General features: G+C 53.4%; 27 protein-coding genes. 8 read left to right on the top strand and 19 right to left on the bottom strand.

Annotated elements, in window-relative coordinates:
- Positions 1 to 196: 196 nt before the first annotated feature.
- The 3 genes from DEP07_RS27000 to DEP07_RS26990 form a co-directional block, all read right to left on the bottom strand.
- Positions 197 to 883 carry a heptaprenylglyceryl phosphate synthase gene (locus DEP07_RS27000; RefSeq protein ID WP_287103257.1) on the bottom strand — a complete coding sequence of 229 codons (687 nt, stop codon included), beginning with the start codon at positions 881 to 883 and terminating at the stop codon, positions 197 to 199.
- Positions 884 to 900: 17 nt separating this feature from the next.
- Positions 901 to 1,191, bottom strand: coding sequence for a YerC/YecD family TrpR-related protein (locus DEP07_RS26995; protein ID WP_063229546.1), 291 nt, complete (start codon positions 1,189 to 1,191; stop codon positions 901 to 903).
- Positions 1,192 to 1,309: 118 nt separating this feature from the next.
- Entirely contained in the window at positions 1,310 to 2,374 is a 1,065-nt protein-coding gene (locus DEP07_RS26990) for a DUF3048 domain-containing protein (protein WP_122965544.1), read from the bottom strand.
- A 173-nt stretch (positions 2,375 to 2,547) separates the two neighbouring features.
- On the opposite strand from DEP07_RS26990, the gene DEP07_RS26985 reads away from it, so the two are divergent.
- On the top strand, positions 2,548 to 3,249 hold the full coding sequence (locus DEP07_RS26985) for a response regulator transcription factor (RefSeq protein ID WP_122965622.1): 702 nt from the start codon (positions 2,548 to 2,550) through the stop codon (positions 3,247 to 3,249).
- Positions 3,246 to 4,649 (top strand): sensor histidine kinase, encoded by a 1,404-nt coding sequence (locus DEP07_RS26980; protein ID WP_122965545.1) that lies wholly within the window; start codon positions 3,246 to 3,248, stop codon positions 4,647 to 4,649. The genes DEP07_RS26985 and DEP07_RS26980 overlap by 4 nt, the downstream gene beginning before the upstream one ends.
- Positions 4,650 to 4,721: 72 nt before the next feature.
- Here the strand turns inward: DEP07_RS26980 and DEP07_RS26975 are convergent, their stop codons facing one another.
- Entirely contained in the window at positions 4,722 to 5,510 is a 789-nt protein-coding gene (locus DEP07_RS26975; RefSeq protein WP_173597848.1) for a GNAT family N-acetyltransferase, read from the bottom strand.
- 102 nt (positions 5,511 to 5,612) lie between these two features.
- On the opposite strand from DEP07_RS26975, the gene DEP07_RS26970 reads away from it, so the two are divergent.
- Entirely contained in the window at positions 5,613 to 7,112 is a 1,500-nt protein-coding gene (locus tag DEP07_RS26970; RefSeq protein ID WP_063229548.1) for an IMP dehydrogenase, read from the top strand.
- A 61-nt stretch (positions 7,113 to 7,173) separates the two neighbouring features.
- Here DEP07_RS26970 and DEP07_RS26965 read toward each other — a convergent pair whose 3' ends face one another.
- Positions 7,174 to 8,148 carry an aldo/keto reductase gene (locus tag DEP07_RS26965; protein ID WP_173597847.1) on the bottom strand — a complete coding sequence of 325 codons (975 nt, stop codon included), beginning with the start codon at positions 8,146 to 8,148 and terminating at the stop codon, positions 7,174 to 7,176.
- 208 nt (positions 8,149 to 8,356) lie between these two features.
- On the opposite strand from DEP07_RS26965, the gene DEP07_RS26960 reads away from it, so the two are divergent.
- Positions 8,357 to 8,815: a MerR family transcriptional regulator gene (locus tag DEP07_RS26960; RefSeq protein WP_173597846.1), complete on the top strand. Its 459-nt coding sequence runs from the start codon at positions 8,357 to 8,359 to the stop codon at positions 8,813 to 8,815.
- Between the two features lie 7 nt (positions 8,816 to 8,822).
- Positions 8,823 to 9,998 carry an MFS transporter gene (locus DEP07_RS26955; RefSeq protein WP_173597845.1) on the top strand — a complete coding sequence of 392 codons (1,176 nt, stop codon included), beginning with the start codon at positions 8,823 to 8,825 and terminating at the stop codon, positions 9,996 to 9,998.
- 80 nt (positions 9,999 to 10,078) lie between these two features.
- Here DEP07_RS26955 and DEP07_RS26950 read toward each other — a convergent pair whose 3' ends face one another.
- Genes DEP07_RS26950 through DEP07_RS26930 form a run of 5 tightly spaced genes read right to left on the bottom strand, consistent with a single transcriptional unit; the run spans position 10,079 to position 15,092 of the window.
- A complete protein-coding gene (locus tag DEP07_RS26950; protein WP_173599461.1) occupies positions 10,079 to 11,215 on the bottom strand; it encodes a M20 family metallopeptidase in 1,137 nt (378 codons plus the stop codon).
- A gap of 12 nt (positions 11,216 to 11,227) precedes the next feature.
- Positions 11,228 to 12,028, bottom strand: coding sequence for an ABC transporter permease (locus DEP07_RS26945; RefSeq protein WP_242772809.1), 801 nt, complete (start codon positions 12,026 to 12,028; stop codon positions 11,228 to 11,230).
- Complete coding sequence (locus DEP07_RS26940; RefSeq protein WP_122965552.1) at positions 12,025 to 12,867, bottom strand: ABC transporter permease; 843 nt, start codon at positions 12,865 to 12,867, stop codon at positions 12,025 to 12,027. The genes DEP07_RS26945 and DEP07_RS26940 overlap by 4 nt, the downstream gene beginning before the upstream one ends.
- Positions 12,868 to 12,870: 3 nt before the next feature.
- Entirely contained in the window at positions 12,871 to 13,965 is a 1,095-nt protein-coding gene (locus DEP07_RS26935; protein WP_122965623.1) for an ABC transporter ATP-binding protein, read from the bottom strand.
- 8 nt (positions 13,966 to 13,973) lie between these two features.
- A complete protein-coding gene (locus tag DEP07_RS26930) occupies positions 13,974 to 15,092 on the bottom strand; it encodes an ABC transporter substrate-binding protein (protein WP_173597843.1) in 1,119 nt (372 codons plus the stop codon).
- A 190-nt stretch (positions 15,093 to 15,282) separates the two neighbouring features.
- Between DEP07_RS26930 and DEP07_RS26925 the strand changes: the two genes are divergently transcribed.
- Complete coding sequence (locus tag DEP07_RS26925) at positions 15,283 to 16,044, top strand: IclR family transcriptional regulator (RefSeq protein WP_173597842.1); 762 nt, start codon at positions 15,283 to 15,285, stop codon at positions 16,042 to 16,044.
- Between the two features lie 116 nt (positions 16,045 to 16,160).
- Here DEP07_RS26925 and DEP07_RS26920 read toward each other — a convergent pair whose 3' ends face one another.
- From DEP07_RS26920 to DEP07_RS26880, 9 genes are all read right to left on the bottom strand, one after another.
- Entirely contained in the window at positions 16,161 to 16,481 is a 321-nt protein-coding gene (locus DEP07_RS26920) for an AzlD domain-containing protein (protein WP_229049812.1), read from the bottom strand.
- Positions 16,471 to 17,148, bottom strand: coding sequence for an AzlC family ABC transporter permease (locus tag DEP07_RS26915; protein WP_280648992.1), 678 nt, complete (start codon positions 17,146 to 17,148; stop codon positions 16,471 to 16,473). Before DEP07_RS26915 ends, DEP07_RS26920 begins: the two co-directional genes overlap by 11 nt.
- A 52-nt stretch (positions 17,149 to 17,200) precedes the next feature.
- Positions 17,201 to 18,661, bottom strand: a complete 1,461-nt coding sequence (gene pdxR, locus DEP07_RS26910; protein WP_217022594.1) for a MocR-like pyridoxine biosynthesis transcription factor PdxR — start codon at positions 18,659 to 18,661, stop codon at positions 17,201 to 17,203.
- A gap of 180 nt (positions 18,662 to 18,841) precedes the next feature.
- Positions 18,842 to 19,549 carry an ABC transporter ATP-binding protein gene (locus DEP07_RS26905; protein ID WP_063229556.1) on the bottom strand — a complete coding sequence of 236 codons (708 nt, stop codon included), beginning with the start codon at positions 19,547 to 19,549 and terminating at the stop codon, positions 18,842 to 18,844.
- Between the two features lie 14 nt (positions 19,550 to 19,563).
- On the bottom strand, positions 19,564 to 20,340 hold the full coding sequence (locus DEP07_RS26900; RefSeq protein WP_122965555.1) for an ABC transporter ATP-binding protein: 777 nt from the start codon (positions 20,338 to 20,340) through the stop codon (positions 19,564 to 19,566).
- A 21-nt stretch (positions 20,341 to 20,361) separates the two neighbouring features.
- Positions 20,362 to 21,645 (bottom strand): branched-chain amino acid ABC transporter permease, encoded by a 1,284-nt coding sequence (locus DEP07_RS26895; RefSeq protein WP_063229622.1) that lies wholly within the window; start codon positions 21,643 to 21,645, stop codon positions 20,362 to 20,364.
- 9 nt (positions 21,646 to 21,654) lie between these two features.
- Complete coding sequence (locus tag DEP07_RS26890) at positions 21,655 to 22,617, bottom strand: branched-chain amino acid ABC transporter permease (protein WP_167470349.1); 963 nt, start codon at positions 22,615 to 22,617, stop codon at positions 21,655 to 21,657.
- A gap of 145 nt (positions 22,618 to 22,762) precedes the next feature.
- Positions 22,763 to 24,013: a branched-chain amino acid ABC transporter substrate-binding protein gene (locus tag DEP07_RS26885; RefSeq protein WP_122965557.1), complete on the bottom strand. Its 1,251-nt coding sequence runs from the start codon at positions 24,011 to 24,013 to the stop codon at positions 22,763 to 22,765.
- Between the two features lie 319 nt (positions 24,014 to 24,332).
- A complete protein-coding gene (locus DEP07_RS26880) occupies positions 24,333 to 26,087 on the bottom strand; it encodes an adenine deaminase C-terminal domain-containing protein (RefSeq protein ID WP_287103256.1) in 1,755 nt (584 codons plus the stop codon).
- A gap of 192 nt (positions 26,088 to 26,279) precedes the next feature.
- Between DEP07_RS26880 and DEP07_RS26875 the strand changes: the two genes are divergently transcribed.
- Positions 26,280 to 26,819 carry a YgaP family membrane protein gene (locus tag DEP07_RS26875; RefSeq protein WP_287103255.1) on the top strand — a complete coding sequence of 180 codons (540 nt, stop codon included), beginning with the start codon at positions 26,280 to 26,282 and terminating at the stop codon, positions 26,817 to 26,819.
- Between the two features lie 19 nt (positions 26,820 to 26,838).
- A complete protein-coding gene (locus DEP07_RS26870; protein ID WP_255679199.1) occupies positions 26,839 to 26,973 on the top strand; it encodes an EYxxD motif small membrane protein in 135 nt (44 codons plus the stop codon).
- Positions 26,974 to 26,977 lie beyond the last annotated feature (4 nt).

The raw sequence follows: 26,977 nt of genomic DNA, 5'->3' as shown, positions 1-26,977 counted from the left end.
GCACTTGGCTTGACAATCCGTCTATTGAAAAACAAAAACATGAAATAATAGTAAAAAGCACCTCCTTTGTTTTGCGTACAAAAATAAAAAACCACTACCAGGCTAAGTCAGGGAGATCCCCGCTTTTTACCAAGTAGTGGTTTCCTTCATTCATTTACAATTCACCCCATCTAAACAGTTGGGGTGGTCGCTCTATTTACGCTTTTACAGCCCCAACCGTAGCCAAAGCAGCCTGCAAGTCATCGTAAATTACGTTGCCAACGACGACTGTATCGGCGATTGCCGCCATTTCAGCGGCTTGCTGCGGGGTGCGGATGCCGCCGCCGTAGAAGACGTGCGCTTCGTCGGCCCCTGCCTTGCAAGCTTTGACGATGGAAGGATCGCCGTATGTACCGCTGTACTCCAGATAGACGATGGGCAAGCGGCAGATTTTGGTCGCGACTTGCGCATACGCTTTGGCTTCTGCTGCGTCTGTGATCGGCAGGGCAGAAGTCAGCTCGGCGACGCCGGCTTGCGGATTGGCGATCAGGTAGCCTTCCGTAATAATCTCATCCCAATGAATGTAGGCTCCGTACGTTTTGAGTCCCGAAACGTGCGGGGCGAACATCCAGTTTGGATCGCCTGCATTCAGCACGAGCGGGATCAGATAGGAATCGAATCCGGGAACAACCGCGTCGAGCGACGAAATTTCCAGCACGGCCGGTACTGCGTAGCGGCGAATGCGGGACATCAGCTCAAGCGTATTGTCAAAAGTCACCCCATACGTGCCTCCAACGATAATCGCATCCGTGCCTGACTCGCAGATCAACTCTAGCGAATCGTCATCGATTGTTTTATCCGGGTCCAGTTTAAACGTATGGCGCCAACTGCGATAGTCAATCAACGTTGCCTGCCTCCTAGTTATTTTCCGATGCGCTCCAGCGCCATCTCGTATCCGTCGTTGCCGTAGTTCAGGCAACGCTTCACACGGGAAATAGTTGCTGTGCTGGCCCCTGTCTCAGCTTCAATCTGATTGTAGGTAAAGCCTTTTCTGAGCATGCGCGCCACTTCCAGGCGCTGCGCGAGCGACTGCATTTCGTTTACGGTGCACAGATCGTCAAAAAATTGATAGCATTCTTCCATGGTTTCCAGAGACAGAACCGCTTCAAACAGCTGCTCGATCCCTTTCCCCTTCAGTTTTTCCAGTTGCATTTTCGTCACCCCGTTATGGTATCCGTCTTCCGAACGGTTTCTCACTGTACAATTTTTAAGCACTAAAGCCCTACAATTAATCTTAGAAGAAACCGCCTTCATCCGCAAGCCCCAATCCCTAGTGGAACTTCAAGGATTGCGACAGACCCGGGGTATTCGGAAGAATTTCCACCCATGTATTTCCTGGCAAAAGCGGCGCTTCTTCCGTCAAAGCCGCATCCTCGTAGGCGCGAATCACGCCGTTGCTGCGCTTCCACTTGATTTTGCGCGCCTTGCCCTGCTGGAACAAATAACCGTCTCCAGGGCCGATCACATCGACCTGTCGGCGACCTTCGCTGTCCAATACACGATGCTTGGTCGAAATGACCAGCAAATTGGTCGTGGAAAGCTGCTTGTTGTCGCTCAAATCGACGTGCGGTTTGCCAGCTGTGAACCGCATGTACTTCTTCTGCTCGGCATCGTATGTAAAAGCAGCCTTGTTCAGCGCGTGAAAAGTCAGATCAATTTGCGTCGCAGGCTCGCCTTCCTTGATCTCGGCGTCATCCGCCAAGAAAGTGAAATGCGGCACTTCTGCGGTTGTCCGCATTTTTTTGTCTGCCATAGCCTGCTCGATCAGCTCTGGCTTGGTGTAAAGGTTATGCGGCATTTTGCGGAAGCTCTCCCGCCAGAAATAGCGCCCGTTCGGGATTTCATCCAGATGGCTGTAGTCGGACCGCGCCAATGTCTCCAGCGCCTCCTGACTGCCGCCAGCATGGACAAGCACAGCGTCGAAGCCGATGCCCAATTGAATGAAATAAGGGCGAATGCTGCGCACTGGCCCGACGACCTCCGGCTTTTGACTCTGGTATACCGTCAGAAAACGCGTCATCTCGCCTTCTGCCAGCACTTCGTAAATAATGTCCGCCTTGTTCAGTCCCGTCTGTGGCCGGGCTGGCGGCGCGTTGTTCACCATGACCATGACCGGGCGCTTGCTGTCCAGTCGTTCCTGGCTGCCAAGTCCCGTCAACGGCGCTTTATACGGGTACTGGATCGGTTGATTCGTCTCCGGTGGATTTTGCACGATAGGAGCGGTCGGCTGTTCTGGAGCCGGTGTCGGCTGTGTGTCAACCGGCTGCGGGCTGCACGCCGTAACGAATAGCAGCAGGGATAGTAGCATGAGTGACGTCTTCGTATGTCGTTTCACAAAATCGCTCCTTTCCATCTGTTGATGCCTTTTTTTCCCTACTTCTTTTTCGTGAGAGCGGAGGGGATTCCTGCTTCCACACGTTTTCCACGATTCTCATACGGACATGCCACACATCGCGTTTTTGGCTATGCTACAATAATGGAAAACAGATGCAAAGCGAGGGCGAAACCATGAATACCCCCTACCTTGTCTATCTGGTGGACGATGAAACCAACCTCCTGGATTTGCTGCAATCGTACTTGCAAAGCGCCGGATTGCAGGTCAAGGCGTTTTCCAGCGGTGCCGAAGTGCTGCCGTTGCTAGATGAAGAAACACAGCCGCATCTATGGATTTTGGACATCATGATGCCAGATATCGACGGCTACGAGCTGCTGCGACTCATTCGGGAAAAATCGAATGTACCGATCATTTTCATTTCCGCCCGCGACCAGGATGTCGATAAAATCATTGGACTGGAGCTGGGCAGCGACGATTATCTCGCCAAGCCGTTTTTGCCCCGCGAGCTGGTCATCCGCGCGAAAAAGCTTTTGCAGCGTACGTATGAAAAGCCTGGTGCTGCCGCAGCTTCCGCGCAAACTTTCCAGGATTGGGTAACGGTTGGCCCTTATATGATCTCAGAAAAAGGCCGGCAAGTAAAAGAAGGAGACGAATTGATCGATCTGACGACCAAAGAATTTGAGCTGATCATCTACCTTTTGCACAATCAGGGGCTGGCTCTGAACCGCGAGCAAATCCTGACCTCCATCTGGGGCGAGGACTACATCGGCTCCGACCGCGCTGTAGATGATCTCGTGAAGCGCATACGCAAAAAGATGGCGAAATTCCCGCTGGAAACCGTCTATGGCTTCGGTTACCGGATGACGCGCATATGAGCAAATTTCGCCTGAAAAACTTGCCGCTCTCCCGGCAGATTCTCATTTTGTTCATGCTGCTGACAAGCGTGCTGGGCGTCGGTCTCGGGATCGGCTATCCTTTGGCGGTCAAGCAATACCTCGTTTCCAATACGTACGCCTTGCTGGAGGACGAGTTCAACACGCTGTCCAAGCATATTTCCTTCAATGAAGACAACGAACTGCTGCCTGTTCCGGCTGCAGCCCCTTACTTTTTGCAACTGCTCCTCTCCCGCTACGAATACTCGTTTGACATGATCGTCTACGCAGAAAACGGGCGGGAGCTGGGCAGCCGCAGCAGCAGTGGGCGGATTCCGTATGAGGAAGCGCGCGAGTTGTTTATCAAGGCAGCCGCGCATCCGAACGACCAGTTGCAGCACGGCACGTTGAGTCGCGGCGACGAAAACTACCTGTTCGTCAGCAAGCGCATGGACTACCACGGCTTTCCTTACTACATGGTGCTGTTCTCCAAGGAACAGGAGCTGAATCAGATCAATGCGATTCTCACCCGCCAGTTTTTGCTCGTGTTCAGCCTGCTTCTGCTCGTTAGCTGGCTGCTCGCCGTCTGGTTCAGCGGCTACTTGAGCAAACCGCTGCGCAGCCTGGACGAGCTGTGCAACAAGATTGCCCGCCGCCAGTTTGACATTCCGCTCGTGATGGACCGCGGAGACGAGATCGGCCAGTTGGCCCGCTCTTTTGACACGATGAAAAATCAATTGAAGGAATACGACGAATCGCAGCGTCATTTTGTGCAAAACATCTCCCATGAGCTGAAAACGCCGATCATGGCGATCCAGGGCTACACCCAGGGCTTGATTGAAGGGGTCTTTCAGGGGCCGCAAGCGGAAAAAGGGCTGGCGATCATCATGGAAGAGAGCAAGCGGCTGGAAAAGGTCGTCGGACAGCTGCTCTATTTGACCAAGATTGAATCTGTGGCGCAAATGATGCAGGTGGGACAAGTCGATCTGTCGGAAATGATGCACCTGCTGCGGCAACGGCTTGCCGTCCTGAATCCGCAAGTCGAATGGGAAGTCAATGTACCGTCTGATTTGATTGTGGAAGGCGACGGCGAGCAATTGAGCACGGCGTTCGTCAACATCATGGAAAACCAGCTCCGCTACGCGAAAAACCGTCTGACCATTACCGGACGCCAGCTAGGGCAAAACGTAGTGATCAGCATTTCCAATGATGGTCCACCCATCGAAGAATCGCTGCTCCCTCATCTGTTCCAGCGCTTCCGCAAAGGCAAATCCGGCAAGCACGGCCTCGGACTGGCTATCGCCCGCGCCGTTTTTGAAGCGCACAAAGGGACGATTATCGCTCGCAATGATGCAGGCGGTCCTTGCTTCACCATGACTGTTCCCGTTTCGTTCAAAGGCTGACTACTTCCACGTCAACAAGAGCGGCTTGCCCGATCCTCACGATCGCGGTCGAGCCGCTCCTTTTCACTTCGTTTACCAGGCAAATTCAAATTCAATAAAGGCGTAGCGGGACACCGTCTCATAGCCCAGCTTTTCATAGACGCGAATCGCAGCGGGATTATCCGCAAACACCATCAAGTAGACGTTTGGCGACTTTTCCAGCCCCATTCGGCTAATGTCTGAGGCGATCTGTGTCCCCAAGCCTTTTTTCCGATGCTTTTCGCTGGTGCCGATGTTCCCGATCTCCACAAAAGCATCGTCGTAGACGTGAAAGCCAGCCAAAGCCATTGGCTCGTCCTGTTCGGAAAAAAGCGCGATATGCGGCATTTCTTCCACTTCCTCGGCACGAAAGCTGATCATGCCAACCTGCCCGGCCAGCGCGACAGCAAGCTGCCCCTCTGAAGGAGCAAGCAAACGGGAACTTCCCGGCGCAAGCAGCCTGTCAGGCGCGACCAGCTTCATTAGCTGCAACGTCCTTTGCGCCCGGATGCCGGGAATTTTCACCCGCTCAAAAGCCGCTTGCGGCAAGCCAAACACGCCCGTCTGTCCTTCCGGCATATCGACAGACGGCTGCTGGCGAAAATAGTTCAGCATGTCAGTCGCATCGTACTCCCCCTCTGCGGCCAAAAGCTGCAAGGAAAAAGCATGGAAGGGCATCCCCTGCAAGTAAGCGCCAACTGCCCGCACCTCACCATCCTCCACGTCCGCTGCAAACACGCTGCGCTCCGGGCGAAGATGCACATTTCCATAAAAAATATACGATTGTTCCAATGTAATTGGCGTAAGCGAACTTATTTGTTCATATTTCAGCGGCAAAATCACTGCGAAAACACCCCTTCTTTCGATTCCCTATTGACGTTCTAACGCCTGGCGGTTACCATGATAAAAATTTCTCTTATAAAGATCATACAGGAGGAGAGAATTGTGGCTTTTTATTACACAGAACCATCTCGGACGTTTAACGAGTTTTTGCTGCTTCCGAATCTCACCACGAAAGAATGCACACCAAACAATGTGGACTTATCCACTCCGATTACCAAGTTTAAAAAAGGTGAAAAGCCAGCTATTACACTCAACATACCGTTCTCATCCGCAGTCATGCAAGCAGTTTCCGACCATCATATGGCGGTCGCATTGGCTAGATGTGGCGGTATTTCCTTTATTTTTGGCTCCCAATCGATCGAAAGCCAAGCGACCATGGTTCGCAAAGCGAAAAACCACAAGGCAGGCTTCGTTGTCAGCCGCTCTAATCTGACGCCAGAACATACATTAAAAGATATTTTGGCGCTGAAAGAACAGACAGGCCACTCCACCGTTGCGGTTACCGAAGATGGCTCCGCCAAAGGCAAGCTGCTCGGAATCGTCACCGGACGCGACTACCGTGTCAGCCGCGACTCGCAGGACAAGCTTGTGCGCGATATCATGACGCCGTTCTCCTCCCTGATCTACGGCAAATCCGGAATCACGCTGTCGGAAGCAAACGACCTGATCTGGGAGCACAAGCTCAACTGCCTCCCAATCGTGGATGAAAACCAAAACCTGGACTTCCTCGTATTCCGCAAAGACTACGATTCCCGCAAAAACAACCCGCTGTCGCTGCTCGATGCCAACAAAAGCTATATCGTAGGCGCGGGTATCAACACCAAAGACTATCAGGAGCGCGTTCCTGCGCTGGTAGAAGCGGGCGTTGACATTCTCGTCATCGACTCTTCGGACGGCTTCAGCGAATGGCAGCGCGATACTGTGCAATTTGTAAAAGAAAACTTCAACGTGCCAATCGGCGCCGGAAACGTTGTCGACAAGGAAGGCTTCCGCTACCTCGTCGAAGCAGGCGCAGACTTCGTCAAAGTAGGGATTGGCGGCGGCTCCATCTGCATCACGCGCGAGCAAAAAGGAATCGGGCGCGGCCAGGCTTCTGCTGTAATCGAAGTAGCGGCAGCCCGCGATGAATACTTCAAGGAAACAGGCATTTACGTACCGATCTGCTCGGACGGCGGCATCGTGCACGACTACCATATGACACTTGCTCTGGCAATGGGCGCAGACTTTGTCATGCTGGGCCGTTACTTCGCCCGCTTCGACGAAAGCCCGACCAAAAAAGTGAAAATCGGCAACAACTTCGTAAAAGAGTATTGGGGAGAAGGCTCCAACCGCGCACGCAACTGGCAGCGTTATGACACGGGCGGCAAAAGCGCGCTCGTGTTCGAGGAAGGCGTAGATTCGTACGTTCCTTACGCGGGAAGCCTGCGTGAAAACATGGACCGCACCCTGAGCAAAATCAAGTCGACCATGTGCAACTGCGGCTCCCTCTCCATCCCTGAGCTGCAACAAAAAGCGCGCATCACGCTCATTTCCGCTACCAGCCTGGTCGAAGGCGGAGCGCATGACGTCATTTTGAAAGAAAGCACAATGGCGGCTGAGTAACAGCATTGCAGTCAAAGCAGAAAAACGACGCGAAGATCAGTTCGCGTCGTTTTCTTATTTTTCACCCCAACCGATACACCGCAAACGGCTCCCCATGACGGTACGGCTCGCTTAGCTGGTCGAGCTTTTGCATCGTTGCCTCGTCCAGCGCAAGCGTTGCGCTTTGCAAGTTGTCCGTGAGCTGTTCCACGCGAGTCGCGCCCACAATGACCGTCGAGACAGCAGGCTTGTGCATCAGCCAGGCAAGCGACAGGACGCTGGATGATACGCCCAGCTCAGCCGCAGCCTTGCCTACCTGCTGCCCGAACTCCAGGTTTTGTTCACTGAGCTTTTGGACGAAGCGCGGCTCTTTGTCAGCGCGTGAACCGGCAGGCGCCTTGTCCACGCTTGTATATTTTCCGGTCAAAATGCCCCCGGCAAGCGGGAAGTACGGGATGATGCCGACTCCTTGATCCAGACACATCGGCACCAGCTCCCGCTCCGGCGTACGATCCGCGAGCGAGTAGCTGACTTGCGTCGATACGTAGCGGTTCAAGCCTGCTTTCTCGCTGATCCCGATCGCTTTCATCAGCTCCCACGCCGCGTAGTTCGATGCCCCGATGTAGCGCACTTTTCCGGAGCGAACCATGTCGTCGAGCGCCCGCAGCGTCTCTTCCAACGGCGTCTCGGGATCAAACGTGTGAATCTGGTACAAGTCGACGTAATCGGTGCGCAGCCGCTTCAAGCTGTCTTCCAGCTCCCGCATCAGATGATAACGCGACGAGCCGCGCTGATTCGGCCCTTCGCCTTTTACCAGACCAGCCTTGGTCGCCAAAACAACCTCGTGCCGCTTCCCTTCCAGCGCCAGTCCGATAATGCGCTCCGATTCGGTTTGCGTGTAAATATTCGCCGTATCGATGAACGTAATCCCGTTCTCGATGGCGGTATGAATGATTTCTACGGATGTTCGTTCATCAGCACGCCCTCCAAATGAATTGGTTCCCAGTCCCAGGGCTGAAACGTTCAGCCCGCTTTTTCCCAAACGGTAATATTTCATGGTGGTCGACCTCGCTTTCCATAATTGAAATGGCTTGTGCAAGACTCTTTCATTATCGCGCATTTGCCGCTCGATTTCATGTTTTTCCCTCTATCGCCAAACAATAAGAGCACACTTGCACATTGCAAAACCATAACGTTTACGTTAAGGTTATAGTTGTGACGAAACGACTCGTGAAAATCATCTTGTTTCGGAAAGGGATGGACTGATGTACCGAATTGAAGAGGTTGCGAAAAAAACGAATTTGACCAAGCGAGCCTTGCGCTATTACGAGGAGCTTGGCCTGGTGTCTCCTTCCGGCAGGACGGAGAGCGGCTATCGCATGTACACGGAAGCGGACGTCGAACAAATTGTCCACGTAAAAGACATCCGCGACTTGCTCGGCGCCTCGTTGTCCGAGATTAAAGAAATGATGGAGCTGGGACGCAAATACGAGGAGCAGCGCGAGTTTTACCACCAGCACTACATGGGCCGCGAGCTGGAAGGCGAGGAGCTGCACAGGCGAATCGAGACGCTGAGAACTTTGGAAGAAACGCTCGGCAACCAACGGGACATTTTGCACGGGAAACTGACCAGAATGCAAGAGCTGCTGGAATCTTACGATGAGAAGCTTGCGCGGATCGTCACAAAACGCAATGAGCTGGAAGCAAAAGCAACAGGGAGGTAACACATTTATGTCTGCTGACGCACATTCTTTACGCACGATCTTGAAACAGCCCAAATCGGCCTACGCCGTGGCATTCGCCTGTGTCGTAGCCTTCATGGGGATCGGCCTGGTAGACCCGATTTTGCCTGCGATCGCTGCCAAGCTGCAAGCAACGCCAAGTCAGGTGTCTTTGTTGTTTACGAGTTACATGTTGATGACCGGGGTGACCATGCTCGTCACCGGATGGCTGTCCAGCCGCATCGGTCCGAAACGCACCATGCTGTTTGGTTTGCTCGCTATTATCATCTTTGCTTTTTTGGGCGGCATGGCAAATTCAATCGACGGGATCGTCTGGTTCCGCGCTGGCTGGGGACTGGGAAACGCATTCTTTATTTCGACCGCGCTTGCCGTCATCGTCAGCGTGGCCAGCGGGGGCACAGCTTCTGCGATTGTTTTGTATGAGGCAGCCATCGGACTCGGGATGTCGGTAGGCCCGCTTCTCGGCGGCTTGCTGGGAGGCATTAGCTGGCGCGGTCCGTTTTTTGGCGTTTCGGTGTTGATGGCGATCGCTTTTCTCGCTGTCTTCGTCCTCCTGAACGAAATACCGAAGCCGAAAAAACGCACTTCGCTGCTCGATCCGTTTCGCGCCCTGCGCTACCCTGGACTGTTCACCATGGCAGTAACTGCCTTGCTCTACAACTTCGGATTTTTTACCCTGCTCGCCTATTCGCCGTTTGTGCTGCATATGGATGAGCACAGCTTGGGATTGGTCTTCTTTTTCTGGGGAGTTTTGCTCGCCATTACGTCCGTGATCGTCGCTCCCAAGCTGACCGATCGTTTTGGCTCTGTCCCGACCTTGTACACCATGCTGTTGTTGCTCGCCCTTGATTTGGCTTACATGGGCTTCGCCGTCTCCTCGCAGACCGGGCTGGTCGTCGCGATCGCAGTCGCTGGGGCGATTTTGGGGATCATCAATACCGTTTTGACTACGGTTGTCATGGACGTAGCTCCGGTGGAACGCGCGGTTGCTTCGTCCGCGTACAGCTTCGTCCGCTTTGTAGGCGGCGCCATCGCCCCTTGGCTTGCCGGAAAGCTCGCCGAGTGGTACTCGTCTCAGGTGCCGTTCTACGTCGGAGCCATCGTCGTACTGATCAGCATTGTCGCTCTCTCGGCAGGACGCCGCCATTTGGCAAACGTCCACTAACCAACCAATCAGGCATAACAAAGGCACCTGTACGGCTGCAAAAGGAATGCAGCTGTCAGGTGCCTCTTTTTCTTTTTTATCTATACTTCTTCGATCAGTCGCGCCAGCAGTGTAGCGCGAGTCGATATTTCACCCAGTTCGATCCATTCCTTCGGCGAATGAGCCAATCCACCTTTTGTACCAAGTCCATCCAACGTGGGAACTCCGCAAGCCGCCGCAAAATTGCCGTCGCTGACGCCGCCGGTGCCTGATTCCTCTAGATGCATCCCTAGTTCATTGATACTGATGGATTGGGCCAGCGAAAACAACGCTCCCGTTTCCTCGGTACGCTCCATCGGCGGACGGCGAATGCCGCCTGACACGTGGATGCTCGTACCCGCAAGCATTGGCTCTCGTTCCTGCATGACTTTTTCAATCCGTTGCGCCTCGTCCATGGACACCACCCGGATATCTACCTCTGCCTCGGCGTAATCTGCGACGACATTTGCGCCGATTCCGCCTTTGACGATCCCTACATTGACCGTTGTGCCTTTTTCATAGTCGGTCAGCGAGTGCAGAAATTGCACCTGACGGGCCAGCTCTTCAATCGCCGATACGCCTTTTTGGTGGTCGACGCCAGCGTGAGCCGATTTTCCGTGGATAGCCAACGTGTAGTGCGCACTTCCCTTGCGCCATGTTTTCAGCGCTCCGCCAGGCTCTGTCGGCGGCTCCAGCACAAAGCTCGCAACCGAGCGGGAAGCTTCCTCCTCCACGAGCCAGCGGGAAGTCGGACTGCCGATTTCTTCGTCGCTGTTGAGCAGCAGCACGATTTTTTTGTCTTTTGGCAAGCGATCCAGCTTCACGAGCGCACGCAGCGCAAACATCGCCTGCAACACGCCTGCTTTCATATCGTAGACACCCGGCCCGTACGCTTTGCCATCTTGCATGGAAAACGGCCTGCGCGCTGCTTCTCCTTCCAGCCACACGGTATCGTAGTGACCGATAATGAGAATTTGCTTTTCCCCGTCGCCCAACGTGCAGCGCACCTGATCCCCGTAAGTCGCATTCGGAATCAGTTCCGCCCTGCCGCCTGTCAGCCTTTGAAATTGCAGCGCGAACCAGCCCGCCATCCGGTCGCCCAGCTGCTTGTCGCGGGAAGGCGAGTCCATGTTGACCGCTTCCTCAAGCAGTTGCAAAAAGTGATTCAAATTGTGTTGCAAATAAGTCTGGATTGACATAGTGCCTCTTCCTTAATGAGATTGTGAATTGAGTCCGAACAGGCGCTCTAGTCCGTATACTTTTTCCAGCAATACGATAAAGACCAGACTCAGCAGGATGACGACCGCGGAGATTGAAGCCACCAGCGGATCGAGCGTTTCCTGCATGTAGGTGAAGATCGCAAGCGGAAGCGTGGTCGTATCTGGCGCTACCAAGAACAAGGAAACCGTCACATTGTCAAACGACGTCAGGAACGAGAAAATCATTCCCGACACAATGGCTGGGCGCAGCAAAGGCAGCGTGATGTCCCAAAAAACGCGCAGCGGGTGTGCACCCAGCATGTACCCTGCCTTTTCCAGCGTATAGTCAAATGTGCTAAGTCCTGTGAGCACCAGACGCACAACATACGGGATGGAAATCAGGATGTGCGCCAGGAGCAGCCCTGTAAACGTTCCTGCAATACCGATCCGTGTAAAAAACAGCAAGGCGGAAATCCCGATGATCAGCGAAGGCACGGTAAGCGGGGAGAGCATCAGCGCGTTGATGACGCCGCTCCCGCGGAATTTGTACTTCGACAGCGCGAATGCTGCCAAGGTGCCGAGCACGGTCGCCAGAACAGCGGTAACCGTCGCCAGTTTGAGACTCGTCCAGAGCGATTCGACAAACTCCGGCCGCTCCAGAATCATCGTGTACCATTGAAAAGAGAAGCCTTCCGGCGGAAACGCCAAGTATCCAGCCGCCGTAAACGAGCTTGGAATGATGACCAGAAACGGCAGATTGACCAGCAGCAGCACGAAGAACGTGATGAGTCCGAACGTATTTATCTTTTTCATGACGCAAACACCTCTTTATACCGCTTCGTTTCGATCAACTTCGTATACAGTGTCACCAGCAAAATCGTGCTGCCCAAAAGCAGGAACGCAAGCGCAGCTCCAAGCGGCCAGTTCAAGGTCGCCATGATCTGCTCGTACGCAATGACCGGCATGACTTTTACCGAAGTTCCGCCCATCAGCGCCGGAGTGACAAACGCGCTCATCGACAAGCTGAAAACCAGAGTCGTTCCCGCGATGATCCCCGGCAAGCAGAGCGGCAAAGTCACTGTAAAGAACGTGCGAATGCGCGAAGCTCCCAAAATCGAAGCTGCCTTGGACAAGGACGGATCGATGGCGTACAGGCTGGTCGCAATCGCCAGCACCATGTAGGCAATAAACGAATCGGTCAGACCGATGACGACGCCAAGCTCGTTGTACAAAAGCCGCAACGGCTGCTCGATCAAGCCGAGCTTCATCAGCATTTCGTTAATCCAGCCCTTCTCTCCCAGCACGACTACCCAACCGAAGTTGCGGATGACCACGCTGATGAGATGCGGAGCCAAAATGAGCATCGTCACGATTCCGCGCATTTTTCCTGTCGCCTGCGCCATGTACATCGCCACCGGAAAGCCCAGCAACAAGGTGGCGAGCACGGTCCACAGACTGACGCGAATCGTCCGCCAAAGAATTTCCACATAAAACGAATCTTGAACAAACAAGGTGTAGTTTTGCAGCGTGAAAGCCTGGTTTTCATCCTGGAAGCTGAGCATAAGCATGAGCAGCATCGGCAAAATAAACACCCCGAGCAAAACAATCATCGCAGGTGCCGTCAGCAGTGTGATCGAAAGACGCTTGTTCATCCGTCATCCCCTCTCCACGGGCATGACCAGCACGTCTTCCGCATTCCACTGACAGTAAACCGTTTTGCCTGCTTCTTGTTCAGCCGATTTGTCGCTCATCTGAACCTTGACTGACAGTGTATGCGCTCCGGTCGCCACCTCGCACTCCGTGTAGGAGCCGAGGAAAGAAGCGAGCTGGAGATGGCCTTTTACCCGATTCGGCTGTGCCGTATCCGCTGCGTCGGACAGCTTGATCTTCTCTGGCCGGACGAAAATGACCACTTTTTGCTGGAGGGCAAACGCACGCTGCTGCCCTGTCGCCTGCACAAGCAAACCGCCTGTCGTACGCAAGGTCAGCGTGTCGCCGTCGATCGCGATGACCTCGCCTTCCATCCGGTTTGTTTTGCCGATGAACGTATGCACGAACTCGGAAGCCGGCTGGTTGTAGATTTCGAGCGGAGTCCCGATCTGCTCCACAAAGCCGTGATTCAGGACAACAATACGGTCGGAGAGTGCCAGCGCCTCTTCCTGATCGTGCGTAACGAAAATGGTAGTTACGCCAATCTCCTGATGCAGACGCTTCAACTCGTCGCGCAGTTCCTCGCGCAGCTTCGCATCGAGGTTGCTCAACGGCTCGTCCAGCAGCAAAAGCGAAGGCTCAATCACCAGAGCGCGGGCAATCGCAATGCGCTGGCGCTGACCGCCAGACAGCTGCTTTGGATAGCGGTCAGCCACATTCGGCAGCTTGACCAGCTCAAGCACGCGTTTCACGCGATCTTGCATCTCTTGCTTGCCTATCTTGCGCAGCTTCAAGCCGTAGGCGATGTTTTCCGCTACGGTCATATGCGGGAACAGCGAGTACGTCTGGAAAACCATCCCCAGCTCGCGTTTGTACGGCGGCACTCCGTTCATCCGCTGACCTTTGATCAGCAAGTCTCCGCCATCAGGGTCCAAAAATCCGGCGATCATGTTCAAGGTCGTCGTTTTGCCGCAACCGGATGGACCCAAAAACGAGATAAATTCGCCTTGCTCCACCTGAAGGTTGAAATCCTGAACCACGACATTGTTTTGAAATTTTTTCATGATGCCGCGCAGTTCGACGTCAATCACCTTTGTCACTTCCATACCTACTTTCCTGTTTTAGGTGCGATTTCTTTGTTAAAGCGATCCAGCCAAGCGGATGTTTCCTTGCTGATGATGTCGTAGTCAAAGTTCACGACTTTTGAACGGTCAAATTCCAGTGTCTTCGCTACATCGTCCGGCAGCTTCACGCTCGTGGCAGGATTGTAGTACAGCTTGGTCGCGTACATTGTTTGCACCTCGTCTGTCAGCAAAAAGTCGACAAATGCTTTTGCTGCTTGCGGGTGCTTCGCTCCTTTGACCAAAGTAGCGATGTTTGGCACGATATTTCCTCCCTCTTCAGGGAAAACAAATTCCAGCGGCACGCCCGCTTCTTTTTGCGTCAGGCTGCGCGCCATCGTCCAGGTGGTGTAGGCTGCGCTCTTGTTTTGCAGATTTTGCTGCAATTGCGCCGCGCTCTTGGCAAAAGTAGGCATGTATCCTGCAAGCGTTGCCAATTTCTCGAAGCCCGGCTCGATGCTCTTCTCTGATCCGCCATTCGCGTAGGCCAGCATGATCATCGTGGAGCGTCCGAAGTTGCTCGCCACATCTGTCATCGTAATGTTGCCCTTCACTTCCGGCTTGGTCAGATCGTTCCACGATTTCGGCACAGGCAGCGATTTCTCTTTGACCAGTTCGCTGTTGTACGAAATCCCCATCGGCGTGAAGTTGACGACTACGCCGCTGTCATCTGTCACCTTCAAATCTTGCGGCACGTTTTTCACATTCGGAATCTCAGTGCCCGAGATCGTTTCCCACAAGCCTTCCTGGCGTCCTTTTTCCTGTTCCCCGCCTTCGATGATCGTCAAGTCAATTTGCGGAGCGTTTTTCTGTGCTTTGACTTTCGCTACAATCTCCGTGGAAACTCCGGATACATACGTCAGCTTCACATTCGGATACTTCTCGTTGAACTTTTTGAAAATCTCGTCTTTCATCAGCTTCTCTACAGTAGCTCCGTTCCCCGCTACCACCAGCGTGTCTTCCAGTTGTACTTGTGCTTGTGTACCTCCTGAATTGCCCGTGGTCGGAACTGGTGTAGCTGTTTGCGGCGTGGAGGAGCCACATCCAGCCAACAAAGAACCAGTCAAAGCAAAAATGGACAGAACAGATAATGCCTTTTTCTTCAAGTTCGTCAACCCCCGATTTACCTTTATTGTTCACGAATAGAGAACAGTGTTTGCTATTCGAGAACGATAGTGTTATCCTATCATAAAGATACTGACTATTCAAGGTAGTCATACAAAAACAACCATTATCGCAATTCGCAACCCTACCTGTGGTAAAATAGGGCTAATGCACATAAAGGAGACGTTTTTCATGGACCAAGTATTGTCTTCTGTACGAAACGGCTGCCGACTCTTGAAAATGTTCCTTGATTCTCCCAAAGAGCTTGGCGTGACAGAACTGAGCAAAAAACTGCAACTGTCAAAAGGGGCCGTACACAAGCTGCTATCCACGCTGGAGTCCGAAGGCTTCATTCGCCAAAATGAAAAAACCAAGCAATACACGCTCGGTTATACTTTGCTGGAGTTGGGCACGAAGGTGCTCACCAACCACGATATCGTCGATTTTTCCAAACCGTATTTGACCGGACTCGTCTCCCGGGTCAACGAGCTTGCCGTCCTCTGCGTCCAGGATGCAAAAGACGCCATATACGTAGCGAAGGAAGACTCGCTTCACCCGATCCGCTTTACCGTAGAGTCCTTCCGCCGCTTTCCGCTGTACTCGACATCGGCTGCCCGGGTGTTGCTCGCTTTTCAGCCGGAGTCTTTCCAGGACGAAATATTGGCGGAGCATCCGTTGAAAACGTACACTACTCATTCCTACACATCGGTGGCGGACATCAAGGACAATCTGCGCACGATCCGCGAACGCGGCTACGAGATCAGCTCCAATCGCCGCAACGCGGGCGTCACGGGAATTGCTGCGCCGATTTTCGATTCAACTGGCCATGTGACAGCCTCCGTGAGTGTGATTGGCCCGTCGGATCGCGTCTTGCCGAGACAGGGAGAGATTTTGGCAGACACGCTTGCGACTGTGCGCGAGATGTCCGCCCACTTGGGCTATCGCTTGGGTTGACCAACATGACAAACACAAAAAGACCTTTTCCCCCACACGATCACACTTTCCGTTGGGGAGAAGGTCTTTGTCTTTTCTCATGCGCCCAGCACTCGGCCCGGCATGCCTGAAATGTCCTAAAACGCGAACACTTGCCGCCACAGCGCCACGATAACCACTCCAGCGAGCAACGCCCAAACGATCTGCTTTTTCCAAAGCCCTACCGCCAGCGCCACAGTGCCCGCCACCAAATACTCCGGGCTCCACGCCCCTTTTGGCGCGTGAAACAAGATGGGCGGAATCGTCATGGATGTGAACACGCCGACTGGCACCATCGCCAAACCCCGTCCGAGCCAGGCCGGAATCTGCCACCTGGAACTGATCAACAGCATCGGAAATCGCGTCAAATACGTAATGATCGCCATTAAAACGATATAGAGCAAAATTTTATCGTTCACCGCTCAACGCCCCCATCACTACGGCCGTCACTGTCCCGGTGATCACGGCAACCGTCGCTCCTCCGAGCCAAAAGCCAAGACAGGCGACAACCGCGGCACAACCAGCCACTTTGAGATGATACGATGAAACCAGATTAACGGCCAGAAACCCGAGAAACGTCGCGATAAAAGCAAAATCCAGCCCCCAGCTTTCCGTCTGGGTAAATACCGTTCCGAAAATGGCTCCCGCCAGCGTGCTGGCATTCCAGATCACGTAATCAGCCGCACTCGCTCCGGCGAAGTAAGCAAGGCTCGGTTTTTCCCCTGCGGCCAAATAAGTCGCCTTGAGCGCATACGTCTCGTCGTTGAGCGTCCCGGCCATCAGCGACAGCTTCCATGGCGCCGTCTCGCGAAACTTCGGCCCCAGAGCCAGTCCGTACAACAGATGACGAGCGTTCAAGAGCAGCGTCGAAACCAGGATCGGCCAACCGACAATCCCCTGGGAAATCAAACCGACAGCCGCAAACTGCGACGAGCCTGCATTGACCAGCAAGGAAAACAGCATCGCTTCCGTCACTCCCAGCCCTGCCTGCCTCGCCAAAATGCCAAACACCATTCCATCCACAATTCCGGCGGCTGCCACCGGAATGATTTGCTTCATTCCTTTTACAAACAACGACTGCGACACCTTGATGTGCTCTCCCTTCTGCGCTTCCCCTCTGTCTGATGCAACTGTTGCTTCAATGTCTCTGCAAATACGGCTCCCACGCCTTTTTCAACAGGCGAATGCCCTCGCCCATCTCTTCCAGGCTCAAACCGCCGAAGCCGAACTGGAAAGCAGGCAGTCCTTTTTGCGCTGGCTCCATCCACTTGTGAGAAGTCGGGTAGACGCGAATCCCTTCCGCAGCCGCGATTTGCGCAAGCTCTATGGCTGTACGTTCACTCGCTACCTCAATCGTCACGGACAGCCCGGCGTCCTGGCCTTTGAGCAAAATGTGCGCCCCAAGCTGCTCCTGCAAAAGTTGAAGCATCGCATCGTGCTTTTTGCGATAAATCGTCCGCATTTTGCGAATGTGCCGCTCCCAGTCGCCATGCTTCATGAACAAGGCCAGCGTCTCCTGATGGATGCGCGAAGCAGACTGGTCAAAATCAATCAACTCCTTGTGATAAATCTTGAGCAGCTCGTGAGGCAGCACCATGTAGCTAATCCGAATCGATGGCAAAAGCGCCTTGGAAAAAGTCCCGACATAGATCACCCGCCCGTTGGTATCCAGCCCCTGGAGGGAAGGAATCGGTCGGCCGTGATAACGAAACTCTCCGTCGTAGTCATCCTCGATGATGTACCCGTTTGCCTGATTGGCCCAGTGCAGCAGCTTCAAGCGCTTGGCGTACGGCATGACGATTCCGGACGGGTCCTGGTGAGACGGGGTAATATAGACGTACCTGGCCCCGCTTTTGCTGAGCGCCTCCACATCGATCCCGTCGTCCTCCAGCCGAATCGGCCGAACCTCAAAGCCGAGATGGGAAAAAACGGATCGAACGCCGTTATAGCCCGGCTCCTCCATAGCGACAGCCTGTCCCTGCGCACCGAACATGAAGCCGAGCAAACTGATCATAATCTGCGTTCCCGCACCGATTACGATTTGCTCAGGCGTAGCCTGCACGCCGCGCGCTCGCCCCAGATAGCGGGCCAACTCTTCCCGCAAAAGCGGCTCTCCTTGCCTGTCGCCGTAGTAGAGCACGCTCTTGTTCTCTTTTTGCATGCACTGATTCGTGTATTTGCGCCAGCGTTCATACGGAAAATGCTCGGCGTCTACTTTTGCCTGGTGGAAATCATAGCGGACGGGAGCGGGAAGCACCTCGGTTATCCCTTGTACGCGCTCCTTTTCTTTGCGAACGGCGTCAACATCTGGATATTGCTTCTTGCCGGGCATCTTCAAGATCGGTCCATCCCAGTCCACATCCACGACAAAAAACCCGCTGCGCTCCCGACTCTCGATATATCCTTCTGCCAAAAGCTGATGGTACGCGCTTTCCACCGTCGTTTTGCTGACGTGCAAAAATCCGCTCAAAGCGCGTACAGACGGCAGCTTCGTCCCGGACGGCAGTCCGCCTCTTTGAATTTCTTCGCGAAAATATCGATAAAGCTGCAAGTACAAAGCTTCTCCGTCCTCAACCAAATGGGGACTGATATCCAGCATGTTCCTCTTTCTCCTCTCCCGCCAACTGACCCGTTCCGCTTTTTTCTATCTGTACATGTTCAGACGGGTTCAATCGGTCTATGCTAATCATATACGAAATTTTGCAAAATTACTTTTTGTTCGCAAAGAAAAAGAAAAACCGACGGAGATGTCTCTCCATCGGCTCCTTGCTACGCGAGGCTATGCGAGATAAGCTTCCCTGACCTGCGGATTTGCCAGCAAGGTCTGCGCATCGTCCTTCAAAATGATTTCTCCGGTCTGAATCACATAGCCGCGATGTGCCACCGAAAGGGCCTGGTTCGCGTTTTGCTCCACCAACAAAATCGTCATGCCTTCTTTGTTCAGCTCAGTGACGATGTCAAAAATCTGCTCCACGAGAATCGGCGCCAGTCCCATTGACGGCTCATCGAGCATCAAAATCTTCGGCTTCATCATCAAGCCGCGTGCAATCGCCAGCATTTGCTGCTCGCCGCCGGACATCGTGCCCCCTTTTTGATCAATCCGCTCTTTCAGGCGGGGAAAATAGGCGAAAGCTCGCTCGATGCCTTCCTCAATCACGCTTTTGTCCGCTACTCCGAAGGCGCCCATCTCCAAATTTTCGCGGACTGTCAGCTTGGGAAAAATACGGCGTCCTTCCGGTACGTGAGCGATGCCCGCACTGGCGATATCGTGAGTGCGCATCTGGGTGATATCTTTGCCATTGAAAATCACTTTGCCTTCCTTGGCGCGGGTCTGTCCGCAGATCGTCTTCAAGGTAGTTGATTTTCCCGCCCCGTTGGAGCCGATCAAAGTGACTACCTCGCCCTCGTTGACGGTAATGCTCAATCCCTTCAATGCGTGGATACCGCCGTAATAGGTATGAACGTTATTCAGCTCTAACAATGCCATTGTGTTTCCTCCTTCTACGACACTTCCGACGCGCTTTTTCCGAGATAGGCTTCAATTACATTCGGGTTGTTGCGGATTTGTTCCGGCGTTCCTTCGGCGATTTTGCGGCCGTAGTCCAGCACGTGAATGTACTCGCTCAGTCCCATGACCAGCTTCATGTCGTGCTCGATCAGGATAATCGTCAGGTCAAGCTCCCGTTTCAGCTTGCGAATAAAGTCGGTCATTTCCACCGTCTCGCGCGGGTTCATGCCCGCAGCAGGTTCATCGAGCAAAATGATTTCCGGATTGGTCGCCATCGCTCTGGCAATTTCCAGGCGCCGTTGCAAACCGTACGGCAAGCTGCCCGCCGCTTCGTTGGCGATATGCGCGATCCCGACATATTCCAGGAGCTGGTACGCTTCCACACGCGCCTTTTCCTCTTCGACGCGCACGCGCTTCGTGTTGAACAAAATGCCGAGCAATCCGGCAGACAAGCGGCTGTGAACGCCTACCATCACGTTTTCCAGCGCCGTCATTTCCTTGAACAGACGGATGTTTTGAAAAGTCCTTGTGATGCCGCGGCTCGCAATCTGGTCGGGACGCAACCCTTTGATGCTTTTGCCGTTCAACAGGATTTCGCCTTCATCCGGCTCGTAAAATCCGGTGATCATGTTGAAGAAAGTCGTCTTTCCGGCCCCATTTGGCCCGATTACTGCTGTAATGCTGCCTTTTTCTATGGAAATCGAGACGTCCTGGTTCGCCACCAGTCCGCCAAAACGCTTGGTCAAATTTTTCGCTTCCAACAATGCCATGCCCTTTTCCCTCCTCGTCCGCTATGACTGCTTGCCAGAAGCCAATTGGGACAGCTTGCCGAGAATCCCCAGCTTTTCTTTGCCGTAATCGCTCGCTTTGATCGCATCGAGATCGTTCTTTTTCCGCTTGGCCGGAATCAGTCCATTCGGACGATACAAGGCTGCGAGAATCAGCATGATCCCGAAAATAAGGCGTTGGAACTTGGACGGGTCGAGCTGGTTCGGCAGGTTGATGATTCCCGACTGCTGCAAGCTGTGCAAGAAGTTGGAGAACTCTTTCAAGAGCTGCACTTGCAAAATGGTGACGAAAGCAGCTCCGAGCACGACGCCAGGGATGCTTCCGCTGCCGCCGAGAATGACCATCACCAAAATCCCGATCGATTCCATCAGCGTAAACGAAGTCGGATCGATGAACGTCTGCTTGGCTGCAAAAATGACGCCTACCACCCCTGCGAAGGAAGCCCCTGTCGCAAAAGCCGCCAGCTTCGTATTCAACAGCGAGATCCCCATGGACTGCGCAGCCAGTTCATCCTCGCGAACAGCGATCCAGGCGCGGCCCAGACGGGAATGCTCGAAACGAATATTCGCCAGGACGATGAAAGCGATCACGAACAACACGATAAAGTAAAAGAAAAACGGTGTCCCCATCTTGATGCCGAACAGCTCCGGCGACGGAATCGGGGTAATCCCTTGTGGTCCGTTCGTAATGTTGATCGGTTTGTCCAGGTTATTAAAAATAATCCGAATAATCTCGCCAAACCCGAGCGTAACGATGGCCAAATAGTCGCCTTTTACACGGAGTACGGGTAGCCCGAGCAATACCCCGAAGACGGCGGCGACGATCAATCCGACGATGAGGAACGGCCAGAACCATTCACCCGACAGCGGAAACAGGTTGCCTGCGATAAATTCGTTTGCCTGCGAGGTCGAGAAGATCGCGTATGCGTACGCACCGGCAGCAAAGAAGGCGACGTATCCCAAGTCGAGCAATCCTGCGAACCCTACTACGATGTTCAAGCCGAGCGCCATCGCCACGTAAATGCCCACCTGCGAGGCCACTTCCATGTAGTAGCGGTTTTCCCCTGCGACCAGCGGAATGACAATCAACAGCACAGCTGCCCCGATGACCATTTTGATCGCTTTCGACGTGTTCGTGTAATAGATGAGCACAATCGAAGAGAGAATGCCGAGAAACGCGATGACTGATTTGTCCATGAAATGCAAAGCAGCCGCGAAGCCTGCGATCCAAACCAACGTGAGCGCGAGCGGTATTCCTTTGAACGTTTTCCATGTCAGATTTGCCATTGGTTTCACCTACACTTTCTCTTTCACAGCTTCGCCAAACAGCCCTTCAGGCTTGAAGAGAAGCACGAGGATTAGAATACTGAATGCAAACACGTCTTTGTACTCGGCACCGAATGCGCCGTTGGTCAACGGTCCCATGAACGCTCCCGACAGCGACTCCAGCAGTCCGAGCAGCACTCCGCCAACCATCGCGCCGCGCAAATTGCCGATTCCGCCGAGAACGGCTGCCGTAAATGCTTTCAATCCGAGAATGAATCCGATATAAGGGTCGATCGTCCCGTAGTTTTGGGCGAACAGCACGCCTGTCGCTCCACCGAGACTGGAACCGATCAAAAACGTCAGCATGATTACTTTGTCTACATTTATGGTCATCAGCGAAGCCGTACTCTGATCCTGCGCTACGGCACGCATGGCGATTCCCCACTTTGTCTTGTTAATGAACAGCGTCAGACTTATCATCATTACGATCGCGAGCACAATTACAATCAAGCCTTTGGTAGGAATCGTGGCAATGCTGCCTAAAGAAATCGAACCAGTAAAAAGAGTTGGACTGTTCAGATAAAATTCATTGCGAGCCAGCGCTTCGGTAAAACGAACAAGGTCTTGCAGCAAAAACGATACGCCGATAGCAGAAATCAGCGGTACGAGACGCGGTGCCCCACGCAGCGGCCGATACGCCACTCTCTCGATCCCCACTCCAAGCGCCCCCGTTAACACCATGGCGATGATCAGTGTCAAGAATAGTGCGACAAAAGGATTCATGCCTTCCAGCGCCCCCAAGGAATCAGAGATCAGCAATACCTCTGTCCCGACAAACGCCCCCACCATAAAGATTTCTCCATGAGCAAAGTTGATAAATTCCAAAATCCCGTAAACCATTGTGTAGCCCAAGGCTACGACTGCATACATGAATCCAAGTGTTAATCCGTCAACCAACACCTGAGGCAAAATGTTGAGCATCATGCTTCCCATCCCTCACTTCTCAATAAACTTGTAGAAATTTTCTGCATTCATTCACATGGCTGGACGTGAGTTTCCGTAGAAAAGGGCGAACACCAACGTGCCGCCCCTTTACCGGTATGAGGCATGAAAGAGTGTACGGTGATGTTGGCTGCGATTACTCGGCCTTGCCTACAAAAGTTGACTTGTCCTTGTCATACTTGTAAATGAATACATCTGCGTTTGTGTTGTCACCTTTTTCATCAAAGGTAACTTTTGTGAATTGCCCCTGAAAATCTTTTGTTTTGTGAACTGCTTCGAGGACTTGCTCGCGTGTTGGTTTTTTGCCACCGTTCGCTTTGATTGCTTCCATGACGCCGTTAAGGATGACGTTCATGGAATCGAAACCGTAGACGGAGTAGGTTTCTAGAGGTTTGTTCGTGGTTTTCTTGTACTCTTCAGCCCACTTCTTGCCCTCTTCGGTTTGCGTCACGTCACCTGCTACTGACGTGAACACAACGCCTTCGACAGCATCGCCGGCTATTTTAATCATATCAGAAGAGTCCAAGCCGTCGCCACCCATAAAATATCCCTTGTATCCTTTTTCCCGGGCTTGTTTGACCAGGATTCCGCCTTCCGGATAAAGCCCGCCGAAAAAGATGATGTCAGGGTTCTTTGCCGATACCTGATTCAGTACGGCGCTGTAATCTTTTTCGCCTTGCGTGATGCCTTCATACCCGAGAAGCTGCACGCCGTCCTTTTCGAACTGCAACTTCACCTGGTCGCTCAAGCCTTGGCCGTATGCGGTCTTATCATGAATAATAAAAGCTGTTTTCACGCCGAGCGTATTTTTCGCATACATGGCCGCTTTCGGTCCCTGGGCGTCATCGCGAGCACAAATCCGGTGTACGGTTTTCTTCCCTTCCTCGGTCAGCTTCACGGCTGTGTTGGCAGGGGAGACCATGACCAGTTTGCCTTCCTCGTACTTCACGGATGAAGGAATCGCCACACCGGAGTTCAGGTGTCCGACTACCCCGTACACATCAGGATTGGAGATGAGCATTTCCGCATTGGATACCCCGATTTTCGGGTCCGCCTGGTCATCCTGCGGGAAGAGCTGGATGTCGAAGCCGAGCTTTTTAAATTCTTCCTTGCGTTGATTCAGTGCGTATTCCGCACCTGTCTTGATCGCGTCTCCGAGAGAGGACTGGTTCCCGGAGAGGGGGGTTTGTGTTGCGATCTTGATGACACCACCGTCTGTTGCTGCGCCACCGCCGCTGCCAGACGTGCTTGGCTGATTTTGCGCTGGCTGACCACCTCCGCCCGTGTTGCTTCCCCCTGATGAGTTGCTGGTTCCTGCGCAACCTGTGAGTGCCACACTCGTCGCCAATACCGCAGATAAAATACTGATGTGAGAGAGTTTTTTCATGCGGAATTGAATCCCCCTTTAATTATTTTTTATTTTTGTCCTCGCCAGTCGATCTACCCTAGCTACCAGGTTGCGACTATGTAAGCTTGTTTTCTGATGGAACAGAAGATAGATGTGGCTTGGCTATTATTTATTGTAAAATAAATCTGAAAATTTACAAGAGGAAAAATATATTTTCCAAGCATATACCAGATGCTTACATACTCAGCATTTCATTGCGATCAATTGAAATCAAACAGTTATATCTTTACTTTCACACAATAAAGCTTTAATGTTATCCATTACATTTGCGGATGAAAGGAAAACAAAAACTCCCTCTTTAGAGAGGGAGTGCCGGAACGACGATTTGTCCTGTTTTTACATCTGCGATCCCTTCCGCGGTGAGCCTTGCGTAGGGCAGGTGGGTAGCCGTAAAAAACAGCAGCGAGTAGATCGGATCAAGATGAACATGCCCTTTGGCGCGCAGTCTGGCCGTCAAATTCTCGGCCATGGAAATCACTTCGCTCATCGGGGCCGGAGAAAATTTCCCGCCAAGCGGCAGCGGGCATTCGCAGGCAATCTGCCCATCCTCGATCAAAACGACTCCCCCGCCGATTTCCCTGACTCGTTCAAGCGCAGCCGCCATCGCCTGCGGATCGCGGCCAATGACAAGCCAGTCGCCAGAAGCCGTATACGAGCTTGCCAGCCCGTGCAAATGCTCACCGTAACCGCGCAGCACGGCAGCCGTGCGCTTTTTGCCTGTCGGATCGATGCTGACGATCACAGCGAGCTGCGGGTCATGCGCCAGTGAAATGCAGCCTTGCTCGTCTACAGGCAAAGCTTCCAGCGTCATCCGCGTAATGACTGCGTTGACCATGTTCAGTACCGGAGCTTTTCCTTCCGCGTCAGGCCGCAGGCAAAACCAGTCCGCTCGTGCTCGCTCTGCCAACGGATCGGCTGCTTCAAACGAGTAGTCGGCCCAGCGTGGCTCGACTGTCGGGACAAGCAGCCTGCCGCTCTCTGCCGCCTGTTCGCCGTTGCAAAAGACAGCGAGCGGCGCAGGATCGTCTTTGGCGGCGAGAAGGACCATGTCCGCGATCCGTCCAGGCGCAATTCCGCCCAGTTCAGCGTCCAGACCGTAGTAGACAGCCGGATTCAACGTCGCCATGACATATGCCTCCTCGGGCGGCATGCCAGCTTCTATCGCTACGCGAAGCGTGTAGTCCATGAAGCCGTTTCGGTGCATCGGAGGCGTACAGCCATCTGATGTAAGCATCATCCGCGAAGACCACGGCAGACCGAGCGCAAGCCAGCCTTTTACCAGCTCTGGCAAGTCAGGCCGAATCGAGGAGTGGCGGAGTGTCGCGTACATCCCCAAACGCAGCCGCGCGAGCAAATCTTCGGCGGTAATCCCTTCGTGGCAAGCGGTGATGCCTGCTGCGCTGGCGATGTTCAGCGTTTCCCAAGATGCTCCCGGATGATGCCCCTCCATTCTTTTGCCCAAATCGCGCGTATGCTTCAAGCCAAACAGCAGGGTGTCGTCCTCTTGGAGCACGCCGCCCCAGTTCGTCAGTTCTCCCCCTTGCACGACCAGCGGATGCTCCAGCATGCGCCGCAGGCCGTCTTTTGTGAATTGCGGATGTTCTTTGCCCGTTTGCGGATCGAGCCTGCCCCAGAAATATTGCTTTACCGGATGCGCGGCGAGCGATTCCATCAGCGCAGAAATTTGCTCCGACGGCAAATTCATCAGCATCAGCGTATCGGACACAAGTGTCGTCGTTCCCCGCTCCAGGGCGAAGTCTGCCAGCGTAAACGGGTTGTACCATTGAAAAGGATGCGCGTGCGGCTCGATATAGCCGGGAACCAAATACTTTCCGCTCGCGTCGATGATCTCGGTATGTTCATCAACGAACGGCTCCTTTTCTCCTACATAAGCGATTCGCTCTCCCGCCACAACGACGTGATGCTCGTGCCATTCCTTTGTATACACGTTCAGTACGCTGGCTCCCTTGATCCACAAGCTTGCCGGAGCCTGCCTTTTGCTTACACGAATCAGATTCAGGTACGCTTCTTCCGATAAAGCGCGAACTCGCATGCCACTTCTCTCCTCTCGGTGTCCAATCATGCAAATCGACTGAATAGTCGTTCATTTCATTCTTTACTGCTTCGCCACTTGCGAATGCTTCCCCTGCTTCGCCCAGCACATCGTCCTAACAATTTCCACGGGTTGCCTGAACGGATTTATCACAGACTACCTCGTAGAAGATGCAACAGGAGGCGAAAGCAAATGCAAAAGAACGTTGGTACTACAGATGCGATCATTCGCATGACAGGCGGTCTGTTGGGCTTGGCCTATGGCATTGGAAAAATGAGTCGTCGTCCGCACAATGCCCCCTGGCTGCTGATGGCCTTTTCTGCGATGAAGGTAGCGGAAGGCGCGACCCGTTTCTGCCCGATGTACAAAGCGCTTGGCATCAATACGATCAAAGCGAACGGCATGTCCGGGATGATGGATCAAATGAAGCAAAAAGGGATACAAACCGTCATGAATCAAGTCACAGGCGCAATCAGCGGTGCTTCCTCCCACTCTTCCCAAGAGCAGAAGCATGAAAAGGCGTCCGCTTCGGCAAACTCGCAGACGCATACGGACAAGCCGCAAGCTGCCAGCACGCAATCGCCAAAAGCGGAGAACAAAGCACAAGACGACGCGCCAAAAGGCGAGCTGACTCCCGAAGACCAATTGATGGAACAAGCAGCCCGCGAGTTCATCTCGTACCGTTCCCAGGAAAAGGACGACAGCAGCACACGTTACCCTACTTACTCGTAGAAAAGAGGAGACGCTGTCCATGATCGTCGGAACGCCACTCTATGAATGGATGTCACACAATTTCTTTGTCATGGCCATGATTCTTGGTGTCATCGGCGTTGTCGGCTATTACGCCTTTTACAGCTCCCGAAGAAAAGGGCGCTACCGCCAATAATCAA

This window comes from Brevibacillus sp., from assembly GCF_003521185.1.
Classification (GTDB): domain Bacteria; phylum Bacillota; class Bacilli; order Brevibacillales; family Brevibacillaceae; genus Brevibacillus; species Brevibacillus parabrevis.
The sequence above is the reverse complement of the archived record's forward strand: the minus strand, read 5'-3'. Positions and strand labels throughout refer to the sequence as shown.

Bases quoted from the DNA above. Each gene is read 5' to 3' on its own strand.
- DEP07_RS26995 (WP_063229546.1), bottom strand. From the start codon at position 1,191: ATGCAACTGGAAAAACTGAAGGGGAAAGGGATCGAGCAGCTGTTTGAA.
- DEP07_RS26985 (WP_122965622.1), top strand. From the start codon at position 2,548: ATGAATACCCCCTACCTTGTCTATCTGGTGGACGATGAAACCAACCTC.
- DEP07_RS26980 (WP_122965545.1), top strand. From the start codon at position 3,246: ATGAGCAAATTTCGCCTGAAAAACTTGCCGCTCTCCCGGCAGATTCTC.
- DEP07_RS26965 (WP_173597847.1), bottom strand. From the start codon at position 8,148: ATGAAATATTACCGTTTGGGAAAAAGCGGGCTGAACGTTTCAGCCCTG.
- DEP07_RS26960 (WP_173597846.1), top strand. From the start codon at position 8,357: ATGTACCGAATTGAAGAGGTTGCGAAAAAAACGAATTTGACCAAGCGA.
- DEP07_RS26955 (WP_173597845.1), top strand. From the start codon at position 8,823: ATGTCTGCTGACGCACATTCTTTACGCACGATCTTGAAACAGCCCAAA.
- DEP07_RS26950 (WP_173599461.1), bottom strand. From the start codon at position 11,215: ATGTCAATCCAGACTTATTTGCAACACAATTTGAATCACTTTTTGCAA.
- DEP07_RS26945 (WP_242772809.1), bottom strand. From the start codon at position 12,028: ATGAAAAAGATAAATACGTTCGGACTCATCACGTTCTTCGTGCTGCTG.
- DEP07_RS26940 (WP_122965552.1), bottom strand. From the start codon at position 12,867: ATGAACAAGCGTCTTTCGATCACACTGCTGACGGCACCTGCGATGATT.
- DEP07_RS26925 (WP_173597842.1), top strand. From the start codon at position 15,283: ATGGACCAAGTATTGTCTTCTGTACGAAACGGCTGCCGACTCTTGAAA.
- pdxR (WP_217022594.1), bottom strand. From the start codon at position 18,661: ATGCTGGATATCAGTCCCCATTTGGTTGAGGACGGAGAAGCTTTGTAC.
- DEP07_RS26905 (WP_063229556.1), bottom strand. From the start codon at position 19,549: ATGGCATTGTTAGAGCTGAATAACGTTCATACCTATTACGGCGGTATC.
- DEP07_RS26900 (WP_122965555.1), bottom strand. From the start codon at position 20,340: ATGGCATTGTTGGAAGCGAAAAATTTGACCAAGCGTTTTGGCGGACTG.
- DEP07_RS26895 (WP_063229622.1), bottom strand. From the start codon at position 21,645: ATGGCAAATCTGACATGGAAAACGTTCAAAGGAATACCGCTCGCGCTC.
- DEP07_RS26890 (WP_167470349.1), bottom strand. From the start codon at position 22,617: ATGGGAAGCATGATGCTCAACATTTTGCCTCAGGTGTTGGTTGACGGA.
- DEP07_RS26885 (WP_122965557.1), bottom strand. From the start codon at position 24,013: ATGAAAAAACTCTCTCACATCAGTATTTTATCTGCGGTATTGGCGACG.
- DEP07_RS26880 (WP_287103256.1), bottom strand. From the start codon at position 26,087: ATGCGAGTTCGCGCTTTATCGGAAGAAGCGTACCTGAATCTGATTCGT.
- DEP07_RS26875 (WP_287103255.1), top strand. From the start codon at position 26,280: ATGCAAAAGAACGTTGGTACTACAGATGCGATCATTCGCATGACAGGC.
- DEP07_RS26870 (WP_255679199.1), top strand. From the start codon at position 26,839: ATGATCGTCGGAACGCCACTCTATGAATGGATGTCACACAATTTCTTT.